General features: G+C 59.5%; 18 protein-coding genes, 1 tRNA gene and 2 pseudogenes. 7 read left to right on the top strand and 14 right to left on the bottom strand.

The features are described 5' to 3' along the window. Positions 1–355: 355 nt before the first annotated feature. From ACSHWJ_RS11215 to ACSHWJ_RS11235, 5 genes are all read right to left on the bottom strand, one after another. A tRNA-Gln gene (locus tag ACSHWJ_RS11215) sits at positions 356–429 on the bottom strand. Between the two features lie 11 nt (positions 430–440). Further along, entirely contained in the window at positions 441–833 is a 393-nt protein-coding gene (rpsI, locus tag ACSHWJ_RS11220; RefSeq protein WP_010960216.1) for a 30S ribosomal protein S9, read from the bottom strand. A gap of 16 nt (positions 834–849) precedes the next feature. Further along, positions 850–1278: a 50S ribosomal protein L13 gene (gene rplM / locus ACSHWJ_RS11225; protein WP_010960215.1), complete on the bottom strand. Its 429-nt coding sequence runs from the start codon at positions 1276–1278 to the stop codon at positions 850–852. 79 nt (positions 1279–1357) lie between these two features. Beyond that, on the bottom strand, positions 1358–3181 hold the full coding sequence (locus ACSHWJ_RS11230) for a polysaccharide biosynthesis protein (protein ID WP_333688487.1): 1824 nt from the start codon (positions 3179–3181) through the stop codon (positions 1358–1360). A gap of 27 nt (positions 3182–3208) precedes the next feature. Further along, on the bottom strand, positions 3209–4231 hold the full coding sequence (locus ACSHWJ_RS11235) for an MraY family glycosyltransferase (RefSeq protein ID WP_432539864.1): 1023 nt from the start codon (positions 4229–4231) through the stop codon (positions 3209–3211). A 160-nt stretch (positions 4232–4391) separates the two neighbouring features. Between ACSHWJ_RS11235 and ACSHWJ_RS11240 the strand changes: the two genes are divergently transcribed. The 7 genes and pseudogenes from ACSHWJ_RS11240 (at position 4392) to ACSHWJ_RS11270 (ending at position 9745) form a co-directional block, all read left to right on the top strand. Further along, complete coding sequence (locus ACSHWJ_RS11240) at positions 4392–4577, top strand: YezD family protein (RefSeq protein ID WP_017364326.1); 186 nt, start codon at positions 4392–4394, stop codon at positions 4575–4577. Positions 4578–4703: 126 nt separating this feature from the next. Beyond that, positions 4704–6323, top strand: coding sequence for an OprO/OprP family phosphate-selective porin (locus ACSHWJ_RS11245; RefSeq protein ID WP_432539863.1), 1620 nt, complete (start codon positions 4704–4706; stop codon positions 6321–6323). Between the two features lie 68 nt (positions 6324–6391). Beyond that, positions 6392–7408, top strand: coding sequence for a sulfate ABC transporter substrate-binding protein (locus tag ACSHWJ_RS11250; protein ID WP_010960211.1), 1017 nt, complete (start codon positions 6392–6394; stop codon positions 7406–7408). Positions 7409–7623: 215 nt separating this feature from the next. Next, positions 7624–8478, top strand: a complete 855-nt coding sequence (locus ACSHWJ_RS11255; protein ID WP_010960210.1) for an EAL domain-containing protein — start codon at positions 7624–7626, stop codon at positions 8476–8478. A gap of 172 nt (positions 8479–8650) precedes the next feature. Further along, positions 8651–8923: pseudogene (locus tag ACSHWJ_RS11260) on the top strand (sulfate adenylyltransferase subunit CysD); the annotation flags it as partial. Positions 8924–8960: 37 nt separating this feature from the next. Further along, a pseudogene (locus tag ACSHWJ_RS11265) lies at positions 8961–9281 on the top strand (hypothetical protein); the annotation flags it as partial. 194 nt (positions 9282–9475) lie between these two features. Continuing rightward, the gene (locus ACSHWJ_RS11270) at positions 9476–9745 is read left to right on the top strand and encodes a hypothetical protein (protein ID WP_050738169.1); all 270 of its coding nucleotides are present in this window, start codon (positions 9476–9478) and stop codon (positions 9743–9745) included. Between the two features lie 199 nt (positions 9746–9944). Here the strand turns inward: ACSHWJ_RS11270 and ACSHWJ_RS11275 are convergent, their stop codons facing one another. From ACSHWJ_RS11275 to ACSHWJ_RS11315, 9 genes are all read right to left on the bottom strand, one after another. Beyond that, entirely contained in the window at positions 9945–11747 is a 1803-nt protein-coding gene (locus ACSHWJ_RS11275; RefSeq protein WP_010960209.1) for an ABC transporter ATP-binding protein, read from the bottom strand. A 75-nt stretch (positions 11748–11822) separates the two neighbouring features. Continuing rightward, positions 11823–12698, bottom strand: coding sequence for a nucleotidyltransferase family protein (locus ACSHWJ_RS11280; protein ID WP_017364132.1), 876 nt, complete (start codon positions 12696–12698; stop codon positions 11823–11825). A 3-nt stretch (positions 12699–12701) separates the two neighbouring features. Then, positions 12702–12992 carry a PqqD family protein gene (locus tag ACSHWJ_RS11285; protein ID WP_282213492.1) on the bottom strand — a complete coding sequence of 97 codons (291 nt, stop codon included), beginning with the start codon at positions 12990–12992 and terminating at the stop codon, positions 12702–12704. Beyond that, a complete protein-coding gene (locus ACSHWJ_RS11290; RefSeq protein WP_432539862.1) occupies positions 12989–13267 on the bottom strand; it encodes a hypothetical protein in 279 nt (92 codons plus the stop codon). The genes ACSHWJ_RS11285 and ACSHWJ_RS11290 overlap by 4 nt, the downstream gene beginning before the upstream one ends. A 99-nt stretch (positions 13268–13366) precedes the next feature. Then, positions 13367–14023, bottom strand: coding sequence for a radical SAM protein (locus ACSHWJ_RS11295; protein WP_432539861.1), 657 nt, complete (start codon positions 14021–14023; stop codon positions 13367–13369). Continuing rightward, on the bottom strand, positions 14010–14801 hold the full coding sequence (locus tag ACSHWJ_RS11300; protein WP_282213494.1) for a hypothetical protein: 792 nt from the start codon (positions 14799–14801) through the stop codon (positions 14010–14012). The genes ACSHWJ_RS11295 and ACSHWJ_RS11300 overlap by 14 nt, the downstream gene beginning before the upstream one ends. Positions 14802–14927: 126 nt before the next feature. Beyond that, a complete protein-coding gene (locus tag ACSHWJ_RS11305) occupies positions 14928–15110 on the bottom strand; it encodes a hypothetical protein (RefSeq protein ID WP_282213495.1) in 183 nt (60 codons plus the stop codon). Further along, positions 15107–16972, bottom strand: coding sequence for an asparagine synthase-related protein (locus ACSHWJ_RS11310; protein ID WP_432539860.1), 1866 nt, complete (start codon positions 16970–16972; stop codon positions 15107–15109). The genes ACSHWJ_RS11305 and ACSHWJ_RS11310 overlap by 4 nt, the downstream gene beginning before the upstream one ends. A 13-nt stretch (positions 16973–16985) precedes the next feature. Further along, positions 16986–17417: a lasso peptide biosynthesis B2 protein gene (locus ACSHWJ_RS11315; RefSeq protein ID WP_435928733.1), complete on the bottom strand. Its 432-nt coding sequence runs from the start codon at positions 17415–17417 to the stop codon at positions 16986–16988. Positions 17418–17489: the final 72 nt, after the last annotated feature.

A 17489-nucleotide genomic window follows, 5' to 3' on the forward strand; every position in this document is an offset into this window, starting at 1 on the left:
GCGCGCACCTGCCGCACCGCCTCCAGCTTGAACTCCCGCGTGTACTGCGCACGCACCTGCTTGTCACTCATCGCTTCACCCCTTGTCGACATTTTCAACAAGGGCTAAGCACTCCACTTTGCAGGGGCAGGGTCATTTGAAGGGCTGCCCCTGGGACGCATCGGCATCCGCTACTCCTTTGGCAAGGATCGAGCGCTATTCGAGGCGTTGATCATCAGGAACCGCGGTTAGGGCTATGCCAATAGTCGGGCAAATTTGTGCCAAATCGCGCGCGGCCTTACATAAGTGCGTTGACACTTGGTTGACACCGGGCAATGAAAAAGCCCTTCGCATTTGCGTAAGGGCTTGATTTCATTGGCTGGGGGACGTGGATTCGAACCACGGTTGACGGAGTCAGAGTCCGCTGTCCTACCGCTAGACGATCCCCCAGCGGAACTCGGTTAACGCTTGGAGTACTGCGGGCGGCGACGTGCCTTGTGCAGGCCGACTTTCTTACGTTCGACCTCGCGCGCATCGCGGGTCACGTAGCCCGCCTTACGCAGCACGGGACGCATGGCCTCATCCAGTTCGATGAGTGCGCGAGCCAAACCATGGCGAATGGCACCGGCCTGACCGGAAGGTCCGCCGCCAATGACTTTGACGTTGACATCGAGCTTATCAGTCATTTCGACCGCTTCCAATGCCTGCATGACGATCATACGGTCCGTCTTGCGGCCGAAATACTCTTCCAGCGATTTGTCATTGATGCGGATCTGGCCGGTGCCGGTCCGGGTGTAGACACGGGCGATCGCGCTCTTGCGGCGGCCCGTGCCGTAGTACTGGGTCTGTGCCATGTGCCTGAGTCGTTCGTTAAATTTCGAGAGGTTTCGGTTGCTGCGCCTGGTGCTGGTGGCTCGGCCCGGCGTAGACCTTCAGTTTACGGAACATCGCCCGGCCCAAGGGGTTCTTCGGCAGCATGCCCTTCACCGCGGTTTCGATGATGAGTTCGGGACGGCGGTCACGCAGCTTGCCCAGGCTGATCGACTTCATGTTGCCGATGTAACCGGTGTGTTTGTAATAAATCTTATCCTGTTCCTTGTTGCCGGTCACGCGCACTTTCTCGGCATTGACGACCACGATGTAGTCGCCGGTATCGACATGCGGCGTGTACTCGGGCTTGTGCTTGCCGCGCAGGCGACGCGCGATTTCCGTGCTCAGACGACCCAGCGTCTTGCCTTCGGCATCGACGACATACCAGTCGCGTTTAACCTCAGCCGGCTTTGCGCTAAAGGTTTTCATTTTTTTGTACGCTCCGTTCTGGCGCCCCAATCAAAGCGGGTAATTCTATCCAAGCGGCCACTGGAATACAAGCACATTTTCAGCTTCCGGACCCTGCGTCACGGTATTCCGGCACCAGATGGCACAGTTCCCGAAAGACCCCGTCCTGGTCGAAACTGCGGCAGGCTGCCTCCATCGCGGCGATCCGGGCCGCGACGAGAGAACGGTCACACGGCGGCGCCTGGGCCAGCATCAGCTTGGCATGACTGGTCGGCTGGAGCTTTTCGAAGCCGAGGAATAGCTCCTCATGCATTTTTTCGCCGGGCCGCAGGCCGACGTATTCGATGGCGATGTCCGTCCCTGGGCGTTTGCCACTGAGACGGATCATCTGTTCGGCCAGGTAGCCGATGCGGACGGCCTCCCCCATGTCCAGCACGAACACTTCCCCCCCCTGGCCGGTCGCGGCCGCCTTCATGATGAGCTGACAAGCTTCGGGAATGGTCATGAAAAACCGCGTGACTTCCGGATGCGTCACGGTAACCGGCCCGCCGTTACGGATCTGCTCGCGGAACAGCGGCACCACGCTGCCTGCCGAGCCGAGCACGTTGCCGAAACGCACGGTGATGAACCGCGTCGCCGTGTGACCGTTGTAACTCTGAACCACCAGTTCGGCGGCACGCTTGGTGGCACCCATCACGTTGGTGGGATTGACCGCTTTGTCCGTGGAGATCAGCACGAATTCGCCGACCCCGTGCTCGACCGCGACTTCGGCCACCGTGCGCGTCCCGATCACGTTGTTGAAGACCGCTTCCCGGACCTGCTGCTGCAGCAAGGGCACGTGCTTGTAAGCCGCGGCATGGAAGATGATGGCCGGTTTGTGGACGTCGATCGCCCGTCTCACCGAAGCGGCATCGGTGACGTCTCCCAATACGGCATGTATCGCCATGTCGGGAAAGGCCTGCCGTAGTTCGAGCTCGACGCGATACAGATTGAATTCGCAGTGTTCGAAGACGACCAGACGTCCCGGCGAGAATCGCGCGATCTGCTTGCACAGCTCCGAGCCGATGGACCCGCCTCCCCCCGTCACCATGATGCACTTGCCATCGAGGTAACCGGCCAGTTCGGCGGAATCCAGCCTCACCGGGGCGCGACCCAACAGGTCTTCGATGGACACGTCCCGCAAGGCATCGGACACCCGCCCTCCCCACATCTCCTGCACCGAAGGCAGCGTCAAAAACGGCAGGCCGGTCGTCTCGCAGATCTCCACGATGCGGCGCATGTCCCGATCGCCGGCTGATGGCATCGCGATCAGGATGGCCTCGATGTCCAGTTCTTCGGCCAGCGCGGGGATACGGTCGCAGGAACCGCGCACCCGCACACCATGGATTTCCCAGCCACGCTTGTGCGGGTCGTCGTCGACGAAAGCCACCGGTGCGAAAGCCGATTCGCTGCTGCGCAGCAGGTCCCTCACCAGGGTTTCGCCGGCCTTGCCGGCTCCCACGATCAGGGCGCGGCGTCCGTTCATCAGGTGCACGGAGCGATCCTTCCACATCCGGTACAAGGCGCGCGGCGTCGACAAAAACAGAACCAACAGCAACGTGTAGAGCGGGATGACTGAACGTGGCACGGCGTCCAGCCGCTCCAGGAAGAAAAGCGCCGCGACGATCAGGACGATGCCGCTGGCGGAAGCTTTGGCGATCCGAAGGAGATCGGGCATGGAAGCAAAACGCCAGATGCCCCGGTACAGGCCGAACAGGCGGAACACCGCGCCCTGGATCACGGCCACGAGAGGGAACCATTTGATCGCGACGCTCAGGTGCGGCTCCGGCACTTCGGACAGATTGAAGCGCAACCAATAGGCGCCGAACCATGCCAGCGGCACCATCAGCAGGTCGTGCAGGAAAATGACAGTGCGCGAACGCAACTTGTCAAGGTGTGCTCGAATCACAGATCAAAGCTCGGGTTGGCCGGCTCGCAGGCGGATCGCCAGACAGAGCAGCGGCAGATAAGCCAGTATCAGCAAGGGCAGTTCCAAGGCCGGATTCCAGACCACGAACCCAGCCATCGGCAGCAGCCACAGCAGGTTGATCGCCAGGACGCGATGATCGACCGGCGCGTGCCCCCCCAGTCTCCGCGCAGCGTGTTGATAGGCATGCGAGCGATGCGCCTCGTACCAGCGCTGGCCGCCGGTCATGCGGCGAACCAACGTGAAGCTGGCATCCACTACGAACACCCCCGCCAGAATCAGCCACACCGCGAGGCCCAGCGTCCCGGTCTTCGCTGTCGCGATCGCTTCGCAGCCCAGCAGATAGCCTACGAAGCCGCTGCCGACGTCGCCCATGAAAATCTTCGCCGGCGGCCAGTTCCACGCCAGAAAACCCAGGGTAGCGGCAGCCAACAGACCGGGCGCGACGGGCAGCGCACCGCCTGAAGGCAATGATAACAAAAGCAAGAGGGTGGCACCGGCTCCCACACTGACCACTTCCAGCCCGGCCAGACCGTCGATGCCGTCCATGAAATTGAAAAGGTTCAGCATCCAGGCGATGACCAGCACGCCGATGAAATCGGCGAAGGCTCCGGAACCGAGCGAAACGGGTCCCAACCGTAAAGGCATGTCGCCCGGCAGGCTCGCCACGGCAAGGGCCGCCGCCGCCAGATGGGCGAGCAGGCGCCAGCGGGCGGACAGATGGCCATGGTCGTCCCAGAAGCCCACCGCCGCGACCAGGACGCCGCCAGCCAAGACAGCGAAGCCGACGGCGAACTCCCCGACGACCAAGCGCCAGTAGACCTCCCCCCCCAACAGCGCCAACACGATGGCCAGACCGCCACCCCGCGGCGTCGGCACCCGGTGGGAACTGCGGGCGTTGGGAACATCCAGCAGGCGCCGTCGCGCGTATCGCAGAACGGCTCCGGTAAGCCCCAGGGACAGGGCGAATACGCCCAGGAAACCGGCGATCGAGGACGAAACAGACATGAAGAACGAATCAAACTGGAATCGGAAAGACAGCAGACACTAAAAAATATAGATATATATATATTTATTTTTATTCTTTCTATTCATATAAAGACGTGCATACACTGGCGCCATCCGAACAACGAGCGTCTGCTCCTACACAGGAAGGGAGGAATCCATCGTGACCCAGCATTCGCAGAAAACACCGCCATCCGAACCAGCCTCCGCAACGCCGGACACGCAGGCCGCCCAGATCGTCGAGGCGCTGAGCGGCATCCGCTTCGGCTCGGTGGAGATCACCGTGCACGACGGGCGCATCGTGCAGATCGAAAGGCGGGAGAAATTCCGGCCCCAAACCGCGGTCTGAATGAACTCCGATCGCCCTGCCCACCGGCCTTCCGGAGGCACATCAGTATAACTAAAACATGAATTTGCTACGGAACTGACCGGAACACCGGAAGTTCTCCGAGCCGACGAACGGAGAAACTTCCCGATGTACGGAAAAAAAGCCCTGACGCTTGCAGTGACGACGCTGACGAGCCTCAACGCTCCGAATCTGAACGCCAAAACCCAACACGACCGCGTGGACGTTCTGGAAGCGCGTGTCCACGACTTGGAATCGAAACTGGAAAAGGCTTTGCATGCGCTGGAAACAGCCTCGGCCAAACAGACGACTGCGGCCGCCGCGGCTCCCGTGCCCGACATCAAAAAGATCGACCAGAAAGTCAAACTCATCGAGCGTAAGCTGGAAGTGGACAAAGAGGTCTCCGACGGCAAGTGGGCCAAACTGCCGAACGTCGAGGTCGGCACGCAAGGACTCAACGTTGAAAGCAAGGACGGCGATTTCAAGCTGAATTTCCGCGGACTGGTACAGGCCGACGGCTATTATTTCGTAGACGACGAGGATCCGAACAATGTCAACGGCGACGGTCTCGTCAACCGCTTCATCATGCGGCGTGTCCGCCCCATCTTCTCAGGCACCCTCTGGAAAGACATCGACTGGCGCATCATGCCCGACTTCGGCATGGGCGCGGCCCGTCTGTTCGACGCGTATGCCGACCTGCGCTATTTCCGCTCGGCCAGCCTGGCGGCAGGCAAGTTCAAGGCTCCCATCAGCCTGGAGCGCTTGCAGAGCGCCTCTGCCCTGACCTTCCTGGAGCGCGGCTTCCCCACCCAGCTCGCCCCCAACCGCGACATCGGCGCCATGCTGCATGGCGAATTCGACGGCCCGTGGGAGACCGAATCCACCCGCAGTTACAACCTGTACCAGTTTCCGGAGTTTCTTGCCTATCAGGTGGGCATCTTCGATGGCACGGTCAACAATGGCAACATCGACAGCCCCACCACGGATGGAAAACAGGTGGAAGCCCGCATCTTCGCCCATCCTTTCAAGGGCGCCGGCCTTGACGCCGTGGAAGGACTGGGCGTCGGCATCGGCGGATCCTGGGGACACCCCAATGATTCGGCGACGCCGACCTACGCCACAGCCGGCCAGCAAACCATGTTCAAGTACGCATCGGCAGCGCGTATCGACGGCACCCAGTACCGTATCTATCCGCAGGCCTACTGGTATTGGGGACCATTCGGCCTGATCGGCGAGTATGCGTTTTCGCAGGCCGGCGTGGCCAACCAAAGCACGGTGAACACCGGCACGGGACCACACACCGTAACCAAGTACTCGACCATCGAAAACGACTATGCCTGGAACGTCACTGCATCCTACGTGCTGACCGGCGAGGACAACACCTTCCAGGGCGTGCGGCCGCGGCATGCGTTCAACCCTTTCGAAGGGAAATGGGGCGCCTGGCAGGCCGCCGCGCGCTGGACCGAAATCGCCTTTGACAGTGACGTCTTCCGGAACGTCGCCAAGCCGGGCAGCTCGACGCCGATCTATGCCTTCGCCGATCCCCGCCAGGCGGTCCGGAACGCAACCAACTGGTCGATCGGCATCAACTGGTGGCTCAACCAGAACGTCAAGATCATGGCCGACTACAACCAGACGTCCTTCCAGGGCGGTGGCGGAGTCTACGACTCCAAAGGCACGCTCACCAACGACGTAGTCGACCGGGCGACGGAAAAAGTCTTCGACACCCGTATCCAGGTTTCGTTCTGATTCGGCGTCGTACCCGGCATCTCGATGCCGGGTCTGGGAGCTTTGTTCATTCAATCGGGGAATACCACATGAAACTCTCGATCAAGGCAGGCGCAGCCGCATCCCTGCTCGCGCTCGCAGCACTATTCGGCGCCGGCACGGCCCCGGCCTCGGACCTGACCCTGCTCAACGTGTCATACGATCCGACCCGCGAGTTCTATCAGGATTACAACGCCGCCTTCGCCAAGCACTGGAAGGAAAAAACCGGCCAGACGCTCGAGATCCGCCAGTCGCACGGCGGCTCGGGCAAGCAGGCGCGGGCGGTGATCGACGGACTGGACGCCGATGTCGTCACCCTCGCTCTGGCCTACGACGTGCACCAGTTGCACGAGAAGCGCAAGCTGATCTCGGCGGACTGGCAGGCCAAGCTGCCCCACAACAGCGCCCCCTACACCTCCACCATGGTATTCCTGGTGCGCAAGGGCAACCCTCTGGGCATCAAAGACTGGGACGATCTGGCCAAGACCGGCGTATCGGTAGTGACGCCCAACCCGAAGACCTCGGGCGGCGCGCGCTGGAACTACCTGGCCGCGTGGGGCTACGCCCTGAAGAAGTACGGCAACGAGCAGGCGGCGCGGGACCTGGTCGCGAAGATCTACAAGAACGCCGCCGTGCTCGACACCGGCGCCCGCGGCTCGACCATCACCTTCGCCGAACGGGAAATCGGCGACGTGCTGATCACCTGGGAAAACGAGGCTTACCTCATCCTGAAAGAGTACGGCGCCGACAACTTCGAGATCGTCGCACCCTCCATCAGCATACTGGCCGAACCCACGGTCACCGTCGTCGACGACATCGTCCGCCAGCGCGGCACCGGCGACGTCGCCAAAGCCTACCTGGACTACCTTTACAGCCCGGAAGGCCAGGAATTGGCGGCCAAGCACCACTACCGGCCACGCGACCAGGCGGTACTGGCCAGACACGCCAAGGATTTCGCCCCCATCCAACTGTTCACGATCGATGAATTGTTCGGCGGCTGGGGCAAGGCGCAGAAGATCCACTTCGCCGACGGCGGCGTCTTCGACCAGATTTACAGCGCCAAGTGACGGCCGTAGTACCGGGCGCCCCGGAGTTCGGCACCCGTCACCGGAGCGCACCTTTCTCCCGCCGCCCGTTCAACCCCGGACAAGAGCCAACGCGATGAACCGCACAACCCGATGTCAGATCCAGATGAAGCCCGCATCCGCGCCTCGAATGCACCCGTCGGAACGATACGAACCACCGGACACCTGACGAAATCAGTCTAGCGAGGACACCGACTATGCCACTTTTCGAACTCGTCAATTGCTTCAATCAAAAACTCAAGGAAGAGCAACTGCTCTCGGAAAATCCCCTGGAACTCCACGGCGACCGCGTCGAAGGCCGGTTCGGCGACGTCCGCCTGAGCACGGAACTGCACCCGATCCGGTTGACCCATGCGCCTTCCATGGTGGTCGGCTACGACGCATCGCTCAAGGCCGCCCAGACCGCAACATCCGGTGACAGCACCGAACAGGTCTACGCCCTCGCCGACGACGGTCCGCCGGTGGTCAACCTGGACCGGCTCTGCCGCACCATTCACATGCTGAATTTCCTGCCTATCGCCCATGACGACGGCAGTCTGTTCCTGCATGTCCACCCGCGCCACATCCTGGGTGTGAAACGCAACCACGGCGCCTACTTCGAAGACGTGATCTTCCGCTGCGGGCTGTCGCCGCGCCGGGTGGTCATCACCGTACAGGTGACGCCGGTCTACGACCGCCAGTTCGTCCGCCTGCTGGACGGGCTGAAGAGCTACCGCGATCACGGCTACGGCACGGCCATCAAGTTCGACGAGCACGCCGACCACGCCTTCCTCGAGCGCTACTGCATCGAATTCCTGTATCGCTTCGCGCCGGATTTCGTGCGGCTCGACACCGCCTTCTTCGCGCATCCGAACACACGACCGGAATGGGCGAAAAGGAGCCAGAGCCTACCCGCCGTCATGCGTGGACTGGATACCCAGTTTCTGCTGGAAGGCGTCGAAACGAAAGCCGACGCCGCACTGGCCCGGATCGTCGGCGCCGACCTGGTCAAGGGCGGCTATTACGAACGGCTGGAATACGGGGAACGCGAACCCGATTACGCCATCGCTTGATCCCCGTCGGCGACCCGAGGTATACGTCACACCCGGCCTGCAATGCCTGGCCCGTTCCCGGAAATCCCTCCGAGCCGCCCTCCTTCGGCCGCCGGGCGAGTGCCGGCTCGCCCACCTGAAGCAGCTGGAATCGGAGGCCATCCACACATTTCGGGAAGTAGTGAGCGAGTTCGAGCGGCCGGTGGTCGAGCGCGATGGCATGCCGATCATGGTGGATGATGAGCGCATGCCGCTGTTGCCCGGCGAAGTGCCGATGCGGAAGAAAGTGCGGTTCCGCACCCTGGGCTGCTACCCCTTGACCGGCGCCATCGAATCCGACGCCGCCATGTTGCCGGAGATCATCCAGGAAATGCTGCTGACCAGGACCTCCGAGCGCCAGGGCCGGCTCATCGACCACGACCAGGCCGGGTCCATGGAAGAAAAGAAGAAGGAAGGGTATTTCTGACCATCGGTGCCCCATGCCGTTGCAGATTCCGATGGCAATGACGGTTTCCATCGCCCCGGTAATCCCCCCGGCCACTGGGCGGCACGGCTACATCGCCCGTGGCGGGCGGATCGTGGACGCCGGCCTGGTCCCGGTTCCCCGGCAGCACGTCACGCGGGAAACGCGGGAACTGATCAAGGAACAGGCCACGCCCGCCGACCGGAAGCCCGCCAAGCGGCGGCAGCGGGATGTGGACGCCAGTTGGACGCGGAAGCATGGCAAGTCCTGCTTCGGCTACAAGGCATCGGTCAGCGGGGACCGGCGCTACGAGGTGATCCGCAAGCTCAGGGTCAGCACCGCCGGCGAGAACGACTCGCTCCACCTGGAGGACGTGCTGGACACCGCCAACACCGGACGCGGCCTCTACGGCGACAAGGGCGATGTCGATGGCGGGCGCAAGGCCCAGGGCTGGGGGTCCACATCCGGCACAAGGCGGCGAAGGACAGGCCCCTGTCCGCCTGCCAGGAGCGCCGTAACACCCGCATCGCCAGGGTCCGGGCCAGGGTCGGACACGTGTTCGCCGCCATCGACCAGATGGGCGGCAAACTGCTGCGCTGCGTCGGCCTGGACCGGCCCCGGTTCCTGCTCACGGGGAAAGCGGCGACCTACAACCCACGTCGCCTGTGCAGCCTCAAGGCGTGCGGAGTGGTGGCCTTCTGGCGCACAGCGACCGTCCGGCAACGCCGGAAGGAGCGGTTCCGGGCGGGAAAAAGCCCTCCAGGCAGGGGCGACACTGGAAAAATCGCGGGACGACCGACTGATCACGTCGGATTGCTCGTTTGACCCGATTCATTCCCGGTTTTTCGAGGTGCCCGGTTGGTCGACGGCCTGCAGGCCTAGCGCGAGCAGGGCATCACCATCGACGTCGCCTACCGCTATTTTTCCAAGACTCAGCGCAATTTCATCAGTATGTCCGGCGTGGTACGAGAACCCCCAATCGGCTGCATTGAATTGCCAATCAGCGGCTGCAAGCCAAAGAATCTCACTCTTGCACGGTTCGATAGTGTCGCGCCTGAGAATGGAACATCCCCGCATAAACGCCATTGAGACTGAGCAGTTCTGTATGCGTTCCAGACTCGCAAACCCTGCCGTCATCGAGCACGAAAATACGGTCCGCCATACACACCGTAGACAACCTGTGACTGATCAAAATCGCGGTCCGTCCCTCCGCTATCTGCCGGAACCGCTCCAACACCTGGGCTTCGGCTTCCGGATCCAGTGCGCTGGTCGGTTCGTCCAAGATGATGATGGGTGCCGATCGCAAGGCTGCCCGAGCGATCGCGATCTGTTGCCACTGGCCGATACTCAGTTCCTCTCCGCCGGCAAACAATGTACCGAGTAGCGAGTCATAGCCGTGAGGGAGACCCGCTATGAATCCATCCGCTCCGCTAAGCCGGGCCGCTTGTTCGATTTGTCCAGGTAGATTCCGAGCAACAAGGTCGCCAAACCCAATGTTCTCCCTGACGGTAAATTGATAACGGCCGAAATCCTGGAAAACCACGCCGATTTGCTTTCGCCACTCTTCGCTTGAGAAATTACGAAGATCGATACCATCTACTGTGATTCGACCTTCCGTAGGATCGTACAACCGGCATAACAGTTTAACCAGTGTAGTCTTGCCGGCACCGTTCTTGCCGACCAGAGCCACTTTTTCCCCCGCAGAAATCGTCATGTCCACCGCTTTCAATACCGGACGCGTTCCGTGCGGATAGTCGAACCTGACGCATTCAAAGCGAATCTCACCTCGCAGCGGCTGCGGAATCACGCAGGGCACTTCCGGTTCTTTCACCCGCGGTTCCAGCAATAGAAAGTCGTAAAAATTCGCCAGGAACAGCGCGTTCTCGTAAAGACCGGCGGCGCTGGCGAATAAATCCCGCAATAACGCTTGACCTCGCTGCAACGCCTGATAATAGACCACCATGTCGCCGATGCTGATGGCTCGCACCATGGTTTGATAAGCGAGAAAAGCAAGTGCGCCGTAAACACCCAAGGATGCGCAGCCTTGAGTAAGCGCCTCTCCTTTGGTCCGATCGCGCGATAACGCCAGGCGGTCCTGACGAATCGACTTCCGCAAGTCCATAAACCGTTGGTGAAGATGGTTCCCTAGCCCGAATAGCCTTACCTCCTTGGCATGGTCCTGGAAATTCAGCAATTGGCTCAAATAGTACGCCTGACGTTGCCGAGCGGTCCAACTCTGCCAATGCCGATGCTGAAGTCGCGCATGGCGCATCCGGACGAAAAGGATGGGCAACATGAAAAGAAACAGGCCAAGGGTCAACTCCCAATGAAACGCCAGCAGCAGCAATGCGATTGCACCCAAGGAAACGGCATTCTGCAAAAGACTGATGAGCCGGTCGATGATCAAAGCCGGTCGATAAGGCGCCTCGGTCTGCGCACGGTGCAAATTGTCCTGGAATTCGGGATTTTCATAATAGCCGAGGTCCAACCTAATCGCCTGCTTGTGAAGCAAGTCATGCACATGATCGGTGACCTGCTGAGACTGGATCTCACTGACATGCGCATCCAAGGCACGGAGCCAGTCGGTGAGTACCGCAATGCTCAAAGCTGCGGCAAGCAAGCCCCCGATGCTTTCCCACTCAGGCGCTTCCTGCGCGGTTACGGTGTCGATAATGAGCTTGACCAAGTAAAGGCCCGCCACAGGCAGAAGCCCCAGGACCAACATCAATCCCCCGTGTATCAGCGTCGACTTCGGGCTGCTTTTCCAGACGAGCTGCACGGACCGGCGGACCTGCCAGAGCCGATGCAGGCGGGAGCGATCAAACATCGGCGATATCTCTGACCGGAAACCACGTGCTCACCGTCTCACCCAACGAAGCGTCAGCGGAACTCACATCAAATTTCAAGGGTACAGGCGATCCAGCAGGCGAGCGTACGAATACTTCGCCACTCCGCGCAAAACGGTAAGAAAGCTGTCATGCCATAGTGCTTGATTGGCCAGATAAACAAACGGACCGGGTGGCTTGTTCTTGGCTGCCGGATAATGTCCTTTCAACAACCGGCGAAGCGCACGCGACAATTCCCATTGCTGGGCTCGTGACCAGACGGCAGCCATGTCGGGCCTCCCGTGATTCAAGAGAAACCACAAATCGCGCTCGACCCTCGCCTGATCGAAGAAAATGTCTGCGCTCGCGTGCAGGACGACCAATAGGAACAAGTCTTCTATTTCTGGATAGCGGAAACCGGGTCGTCCGGAAGGTTTCGCGCGGGCAAGGATCTCATCGTATGGAATCGGGCGTAAGAGAACCTTGTCGAGGCATTGATGAAGTTCGACCAACTTCGGCAATCGCTTTCCTTGCTGAACAAAGCTGCGATCTTCGGAACGGAAATGCGTAGAACGCGGTGGGATTTCCTCATAACCCAATCCCGTCAAAACATCAACGACGGCCTCAGCCTCGTCGCCCACCAAAAGGTCCACGTCACCCGCCAAACGAATCTCTTCCTTCGGAAAAGCGAGATCGACGATGGCCTGTCCCTTGACGACAACCGGCGCCAGCCCAACCGTCGCAAACTGCCTGCCCAGCTCGCCCAGCTGGTACTCGTAAAGTATCGAAGCGGCCACGTCTCTGGCGGTCGGGGCTTGCCGTCGTAGCGGGGAGACTCTCATCGCAAACCCAAGCAACGGTGACGTTGAAGCCCCATCCACGACCTCGCCAATCCCTGGATCTCGCATGGCCGCCTTCTTCGGTGCCGTAAAGCTCGTCAGTAACCGGAGCAAACCCTATCCGAGTTCGATAAGCTTTTTTTCGGCCAAGTCACGGATCAGATTCGCCAAATCCCGTTCGAGCACCTCGCCCTCCACGTCGTATTCCTCGCGCAGGGCGGCCAGAACGCTGGCGGGGTTCTTCGTGGCAACGAGCAGTTCCCAGATATGGCTGCCCACCGGGTTGAGACCAAAATAAAATCCGGTATCGAGATTCAGCAAGACGGTTTCCTCGCCGACTTTCTCGAAAACCACCGGCTCCGGTATCGTGATCATCATGTCGTTCGGCAAACCTGCTTCCTCCGTCATGCCTCTGGCTCCATTTCTTTCATGATAGTTCTCCTCTTTTTCAGTTCCGGCAATAGCTTATTTTTCATCCACAAACGGCCTGCCACGCGCAAGCGCTGGGCGTCAATATCCGCGATTCGCTCACGCACCGCAGTTACCAGTTTGGGATCGTTGGTAACGTCCAGGCACAAGTCGCAGATGCTGCTGTAGGCCGGGCGGGTCTTTAAACATGCCTCTCCCGCCGGAAGATCCTTCAACAATTTATACAGGCCATAAGGCCCGGCGACATGAATCATCTCCAGAAACGGATCCTGCCGGCTACGCGCCAGAATGTCTTCCAGTGGTTCCTCTAAGGTATTACCCAACCGCAAGGGTGAAGAGTGACTCGCATAATACTAAGGTCCGCAGCAAGCGTAGACAGTGCCATCGGCCTCTATGGTAGGACTGAGAATAACGGCACAAACGCCGTCTGGAGGTTCATCCCTGAAAGCGAAATGCTGCGCTGGCAGCGACGCTGCCCGTCCCAACATAATTGGAGTCTGAGCCTGCAAATAGACGGGCAAGCCGTCGAACATTGCATGATAGGCTTCCTTCTGGGCATCACTGATGGCCACGACGCGCACAGCTACTTCCAACCCGGCCTCAAGCGCGAGACGAGCTAGCAGCAAGGGCCTTTCCCGCGCTGAAAACTCTTCGTGATACTGGTCCCAGGAGATGCAGACATGATTTAGCCCGGCCCCAGCCAGCGCCTTGATGCGCGCTCGCGTCGAGGACTCGCCACGCACCCAGCCGGCCCCGCTGACAAGCGAGGTTTTAAGCCCCAAACCCCGCGCCTGGGAAACGAGTTCCAGGATGTCCCGGTAATACAGCATGGCTTCACCACCAGTGAAGCAAACACTAGGGCTGAAAAGGGAAATTGTTTTAAGGTAATCGCTGGCTTGCTCCAGTCCCATACGTCCCCGGACCTTTGGCGAGGATTCCGTGATGCAATGAGCGCAGGACAAGGGGCAAGCCCGCGTGTACACCAAACCAATCGTATCATATTGAATCATGCGGTTCCCCAAGGTGCGACAGGACTGTTTCGTATACTTCCGGTAAGCGCGACAAATCCCGTGGTACGCAGAGCTTAGCAACCGGGACTGCCTCAGCTAACTCGGCAAGACGCGAAAACCGCTCTTTGGTGAAGTTCAAAAAATTTAATTTTCTTGAAAGGTGGCACTTTCCCGCCAGCGCCGCCAGCACCCCGCCATCCGTTAACGGAACCACCCTAGCAGGCTCTTCGCCCAGGTCAAGAAGAAAGATCGCCCGGAGGGGCAGAGGTTGGGGAGCGAATCGCTCGACCGGATCACCGAGAACCTCGGCCATACGGAATGCACGGATATAGGGCACACTTGGAACCACACAAAACCCCTGTTGTTGAACAATACCCAAATGTTCATCAGACAGCAGAGCGTGGCCTTGCCGGACGAAGAAATTAGCCAGTGTGGATTTCCCACCCATCGACTCGGCGAGAAACGCCACACCGCCGTTTCCGATATCCACCGCCGAGCCATGGAAAATCTCGAATCGGCCATTCAGCAAAAGGAAAACCGGAAGGACAAAATTGATCACCCAATACCGAGCCATGTCCCTGTCGATTCCCGGCACGAGCATGCAGCAGATACTAGATTCCTGCGGACGTAAATGGAAGTCGCCAACCCCTTCAATATAAAGTAGTGGGTGTTCCCCCCACACAAGCTTCGAATACCTGTAGCCTTCTGCCACTGTCTCCTCACACCGGCCGGTGATATCCAATCGGTGAAAACAGCCTGATTTCAGCTTCAACGTCAACAACTGCTTACCTCGCGGTGCGGGCAAGCCGGTCAAGGGTAACTCGGAGTCAATCCCAATTCCGTAGGCGGAAAAAAGCATAAAAATGCGTTAGCTGGCGTTACGGGTGCGTTAACCGGTGTTTGTTTACGTTATTACGTCGGCCGCAGAAAGGTTTATTGTACTGACCGAGGCGCTTACAGTTGCCATCTGCGTAACCTCTGTCAACTTCCCATAATCGCTCAGCACCGGCGCCATATATGGATATGGCTTTTTTTTCGGCATCTTGCCGCCGAGAGTGGCTTCTTTCTGCTGTTCGGATGCGTTCATGAATAATCTCCTATAGGAGGTTTGAAGTGAAGACGATGCCAGATTTCCAACGCCGCCAGATGCCACAATACTAGCGCACTCAGCGGTGAAGGCTGGGCGGCGCGGCGCGCGTTCATGTTTGCCACCCTGTTTGGTGAAAGCAATCCGCTCCGGGTAAGGGTGAGGGAACCCGGGTCGAAAGTCATAGAATCGAGTCTTGATGCGATCATGGGCGAGAATTCCGCCTTGCCGGTCCGTAGCCGTAACGCTTCCGGCAACACGTTTTTCATCGCTTCGCGCAAAATTAATTTGGTCGTACCCTGCCGCCTTTTTTCCTCGGACGGAACCGAAAGAAGAAATTCCACCAGTCTGGCATCATAGAAAGGATGGCGAAACTCCAGCACACCGTGCCGACCCAACGCGTCCCATCCACCTTCAAAAGCCAGGCTGATCGTTGGATGGGTCAAGACGCTTGCTTCATGCCAGGCGCTGGCCGAGGGGAAACCCCGACGCGGCAGCTGATGGCCTTTGATCCAGGCGACCTGCTCCTTGCTGCCGAAGAAGAATGAAGCCTCCGACGGCCCTCGCGCCCAATCAATGAACTGCCTTCCCAGTTTGCAGGCCCACTCGGGCAGGATGGCTTCCATTATCCAGAACCACAGGACATGGCGCGAGAAACGATAACGTTTCAATTCTTTTGCTAATCCAAGCCAGCGCCCCGAGGTCAACAGGGCAGCCAAGTAATAGGGGCTGCCCTGGGTCACTTCGTCACCACCGATCCCGGTGAGCATGACCCTCACCCCGCGAGCCCCGGCTTCGTCCAGCAAGGGCCAGAAGGACTGTCTCGGCAGACCCTGAATCGGCCAATCCGGTTGCAATCTATTACATGCCTGCAAACCTTCCCAACCCTCGGCGGGGGCCTCGTCGGCCACGGTGATAACACTCTCTACGCCGGTTTGCTGAACCGTCTGTTCGATGAATTCTCGCTCATCGCACGGTAGGAGGTCAAACACCATGGAATAACTGCTCAGCCGGGTCCTGTCCGGGACCAGGCGGGCAGCGACACAGAGCACGGAGGCGGCATCCAGCCCGCCGCCCAGCAGGCAACCAATGGGATAGGCGCTGCGGATCTGCGCCCTGACGGCTTCGCCGAAGAGATGGCGGAATTCCTCGATATGTCCCGCCAGATCCGGTTTGCGCCGTCCCTGTCCCGCGATGGGTTCCCAATACCGGCGCACGTCCAGGTTGCCGTCGCACAGCATCAGGGTGGAAGCCGGCGGCAGGCGCTGGACACCCTTGAACAAAGTGCGGCCGTGGGCTATCGCGAAGGTGGCGAGAATTTCCCGAATGGCATCCTGCTCGGGCTGTTTTTCCAGGTCGGCCGCCTGAAACAGCGGGGCGATTTCTGAAGCGAAGGCGAACACACGGCCTTCCCTATAGTGATAATAGAACGGCTTGATACCGATCCGATCACGGGCTGCGAAGATTGCGCGTTTTCTCTTGTCCCAGATAGCGAACGAGAAATCTCCGACGAGTTTCGTCGGACAGTTTTCGCCCCAAGCCTCGTAGGCTGCCAGGATCAGCGCGCTGTCAGGTATATCTACAGATAGGGTAAGATTGAGCTGACGGGCAAGATCGTCGCGGTTGTCGATTCGAGCATCCGCGGTAATGACAAAATCGCCCCTCGAACTGACGAGAGGCAGTTGTTCCTTCAGCGACTCTGGAGTAGTCCAGAGCATTCGATGCCCCAGACCGACGCCACCCTCCAGCCAGATGCCGGAGCCATCCGGGCCCCGATGAGCGATCGAATCCGTTATACGCTCCAGCTCAGTGCGGTCGATCGAGCGCCCATTCTGATAACAAATCCCTATGATCCCGCTCATCAGGCCATCCTTGTCATTTCAATACGTATAAGGTAGTGAAATCCGCTTTAGTTCCTACCACTTGGCGACCGCCGCACTCTACCCAGGCATGAGCGCCAAATTCGCCATTTGGCTTTGCTACTCCAATACAGAGTTCGGCAATGTGACCTTGTCGCCTCAGCATCAAAACCCCCGCTAAAGCCTGCATCAGACAGGTAGCGCCTGGAACATATCGACTAGCGCGAACGAGCGCTGCTCCCGTTTTTTCTGGCTGAATTACAATGCGCCGCTTCATGTCCTCAGGTCGAATTGAAGCCATTCCGGCCAGGCAGGCCCACGCTCTCCGAAAACGAACCACGGGTAACGCCACGCGGAATAGCAATATTAAAAACAGGGCCTGAATGAAAAGACTGCGTTCCATCGCTGACAGCGACAGAAATCGTTGCACGCGTTTCGTACAGCGCATCTCTACCCCCCGGCTAAGGTCCTCCAACCCTATTTTAAGGCAACACCTTGAACAAGCTTAGGGAACCTCTGA

It is taken from the genome of Methylococcus sp. S1M (genome assembly GCF_051295855.1).
Taxonomy (GTDB): domain Bacteria; phylum Pseudomonadota; class Gammaproteobacteria; order Methylococcales; family Methylococcaceae; genus Methylococcus; species Methylococcus capsulatus.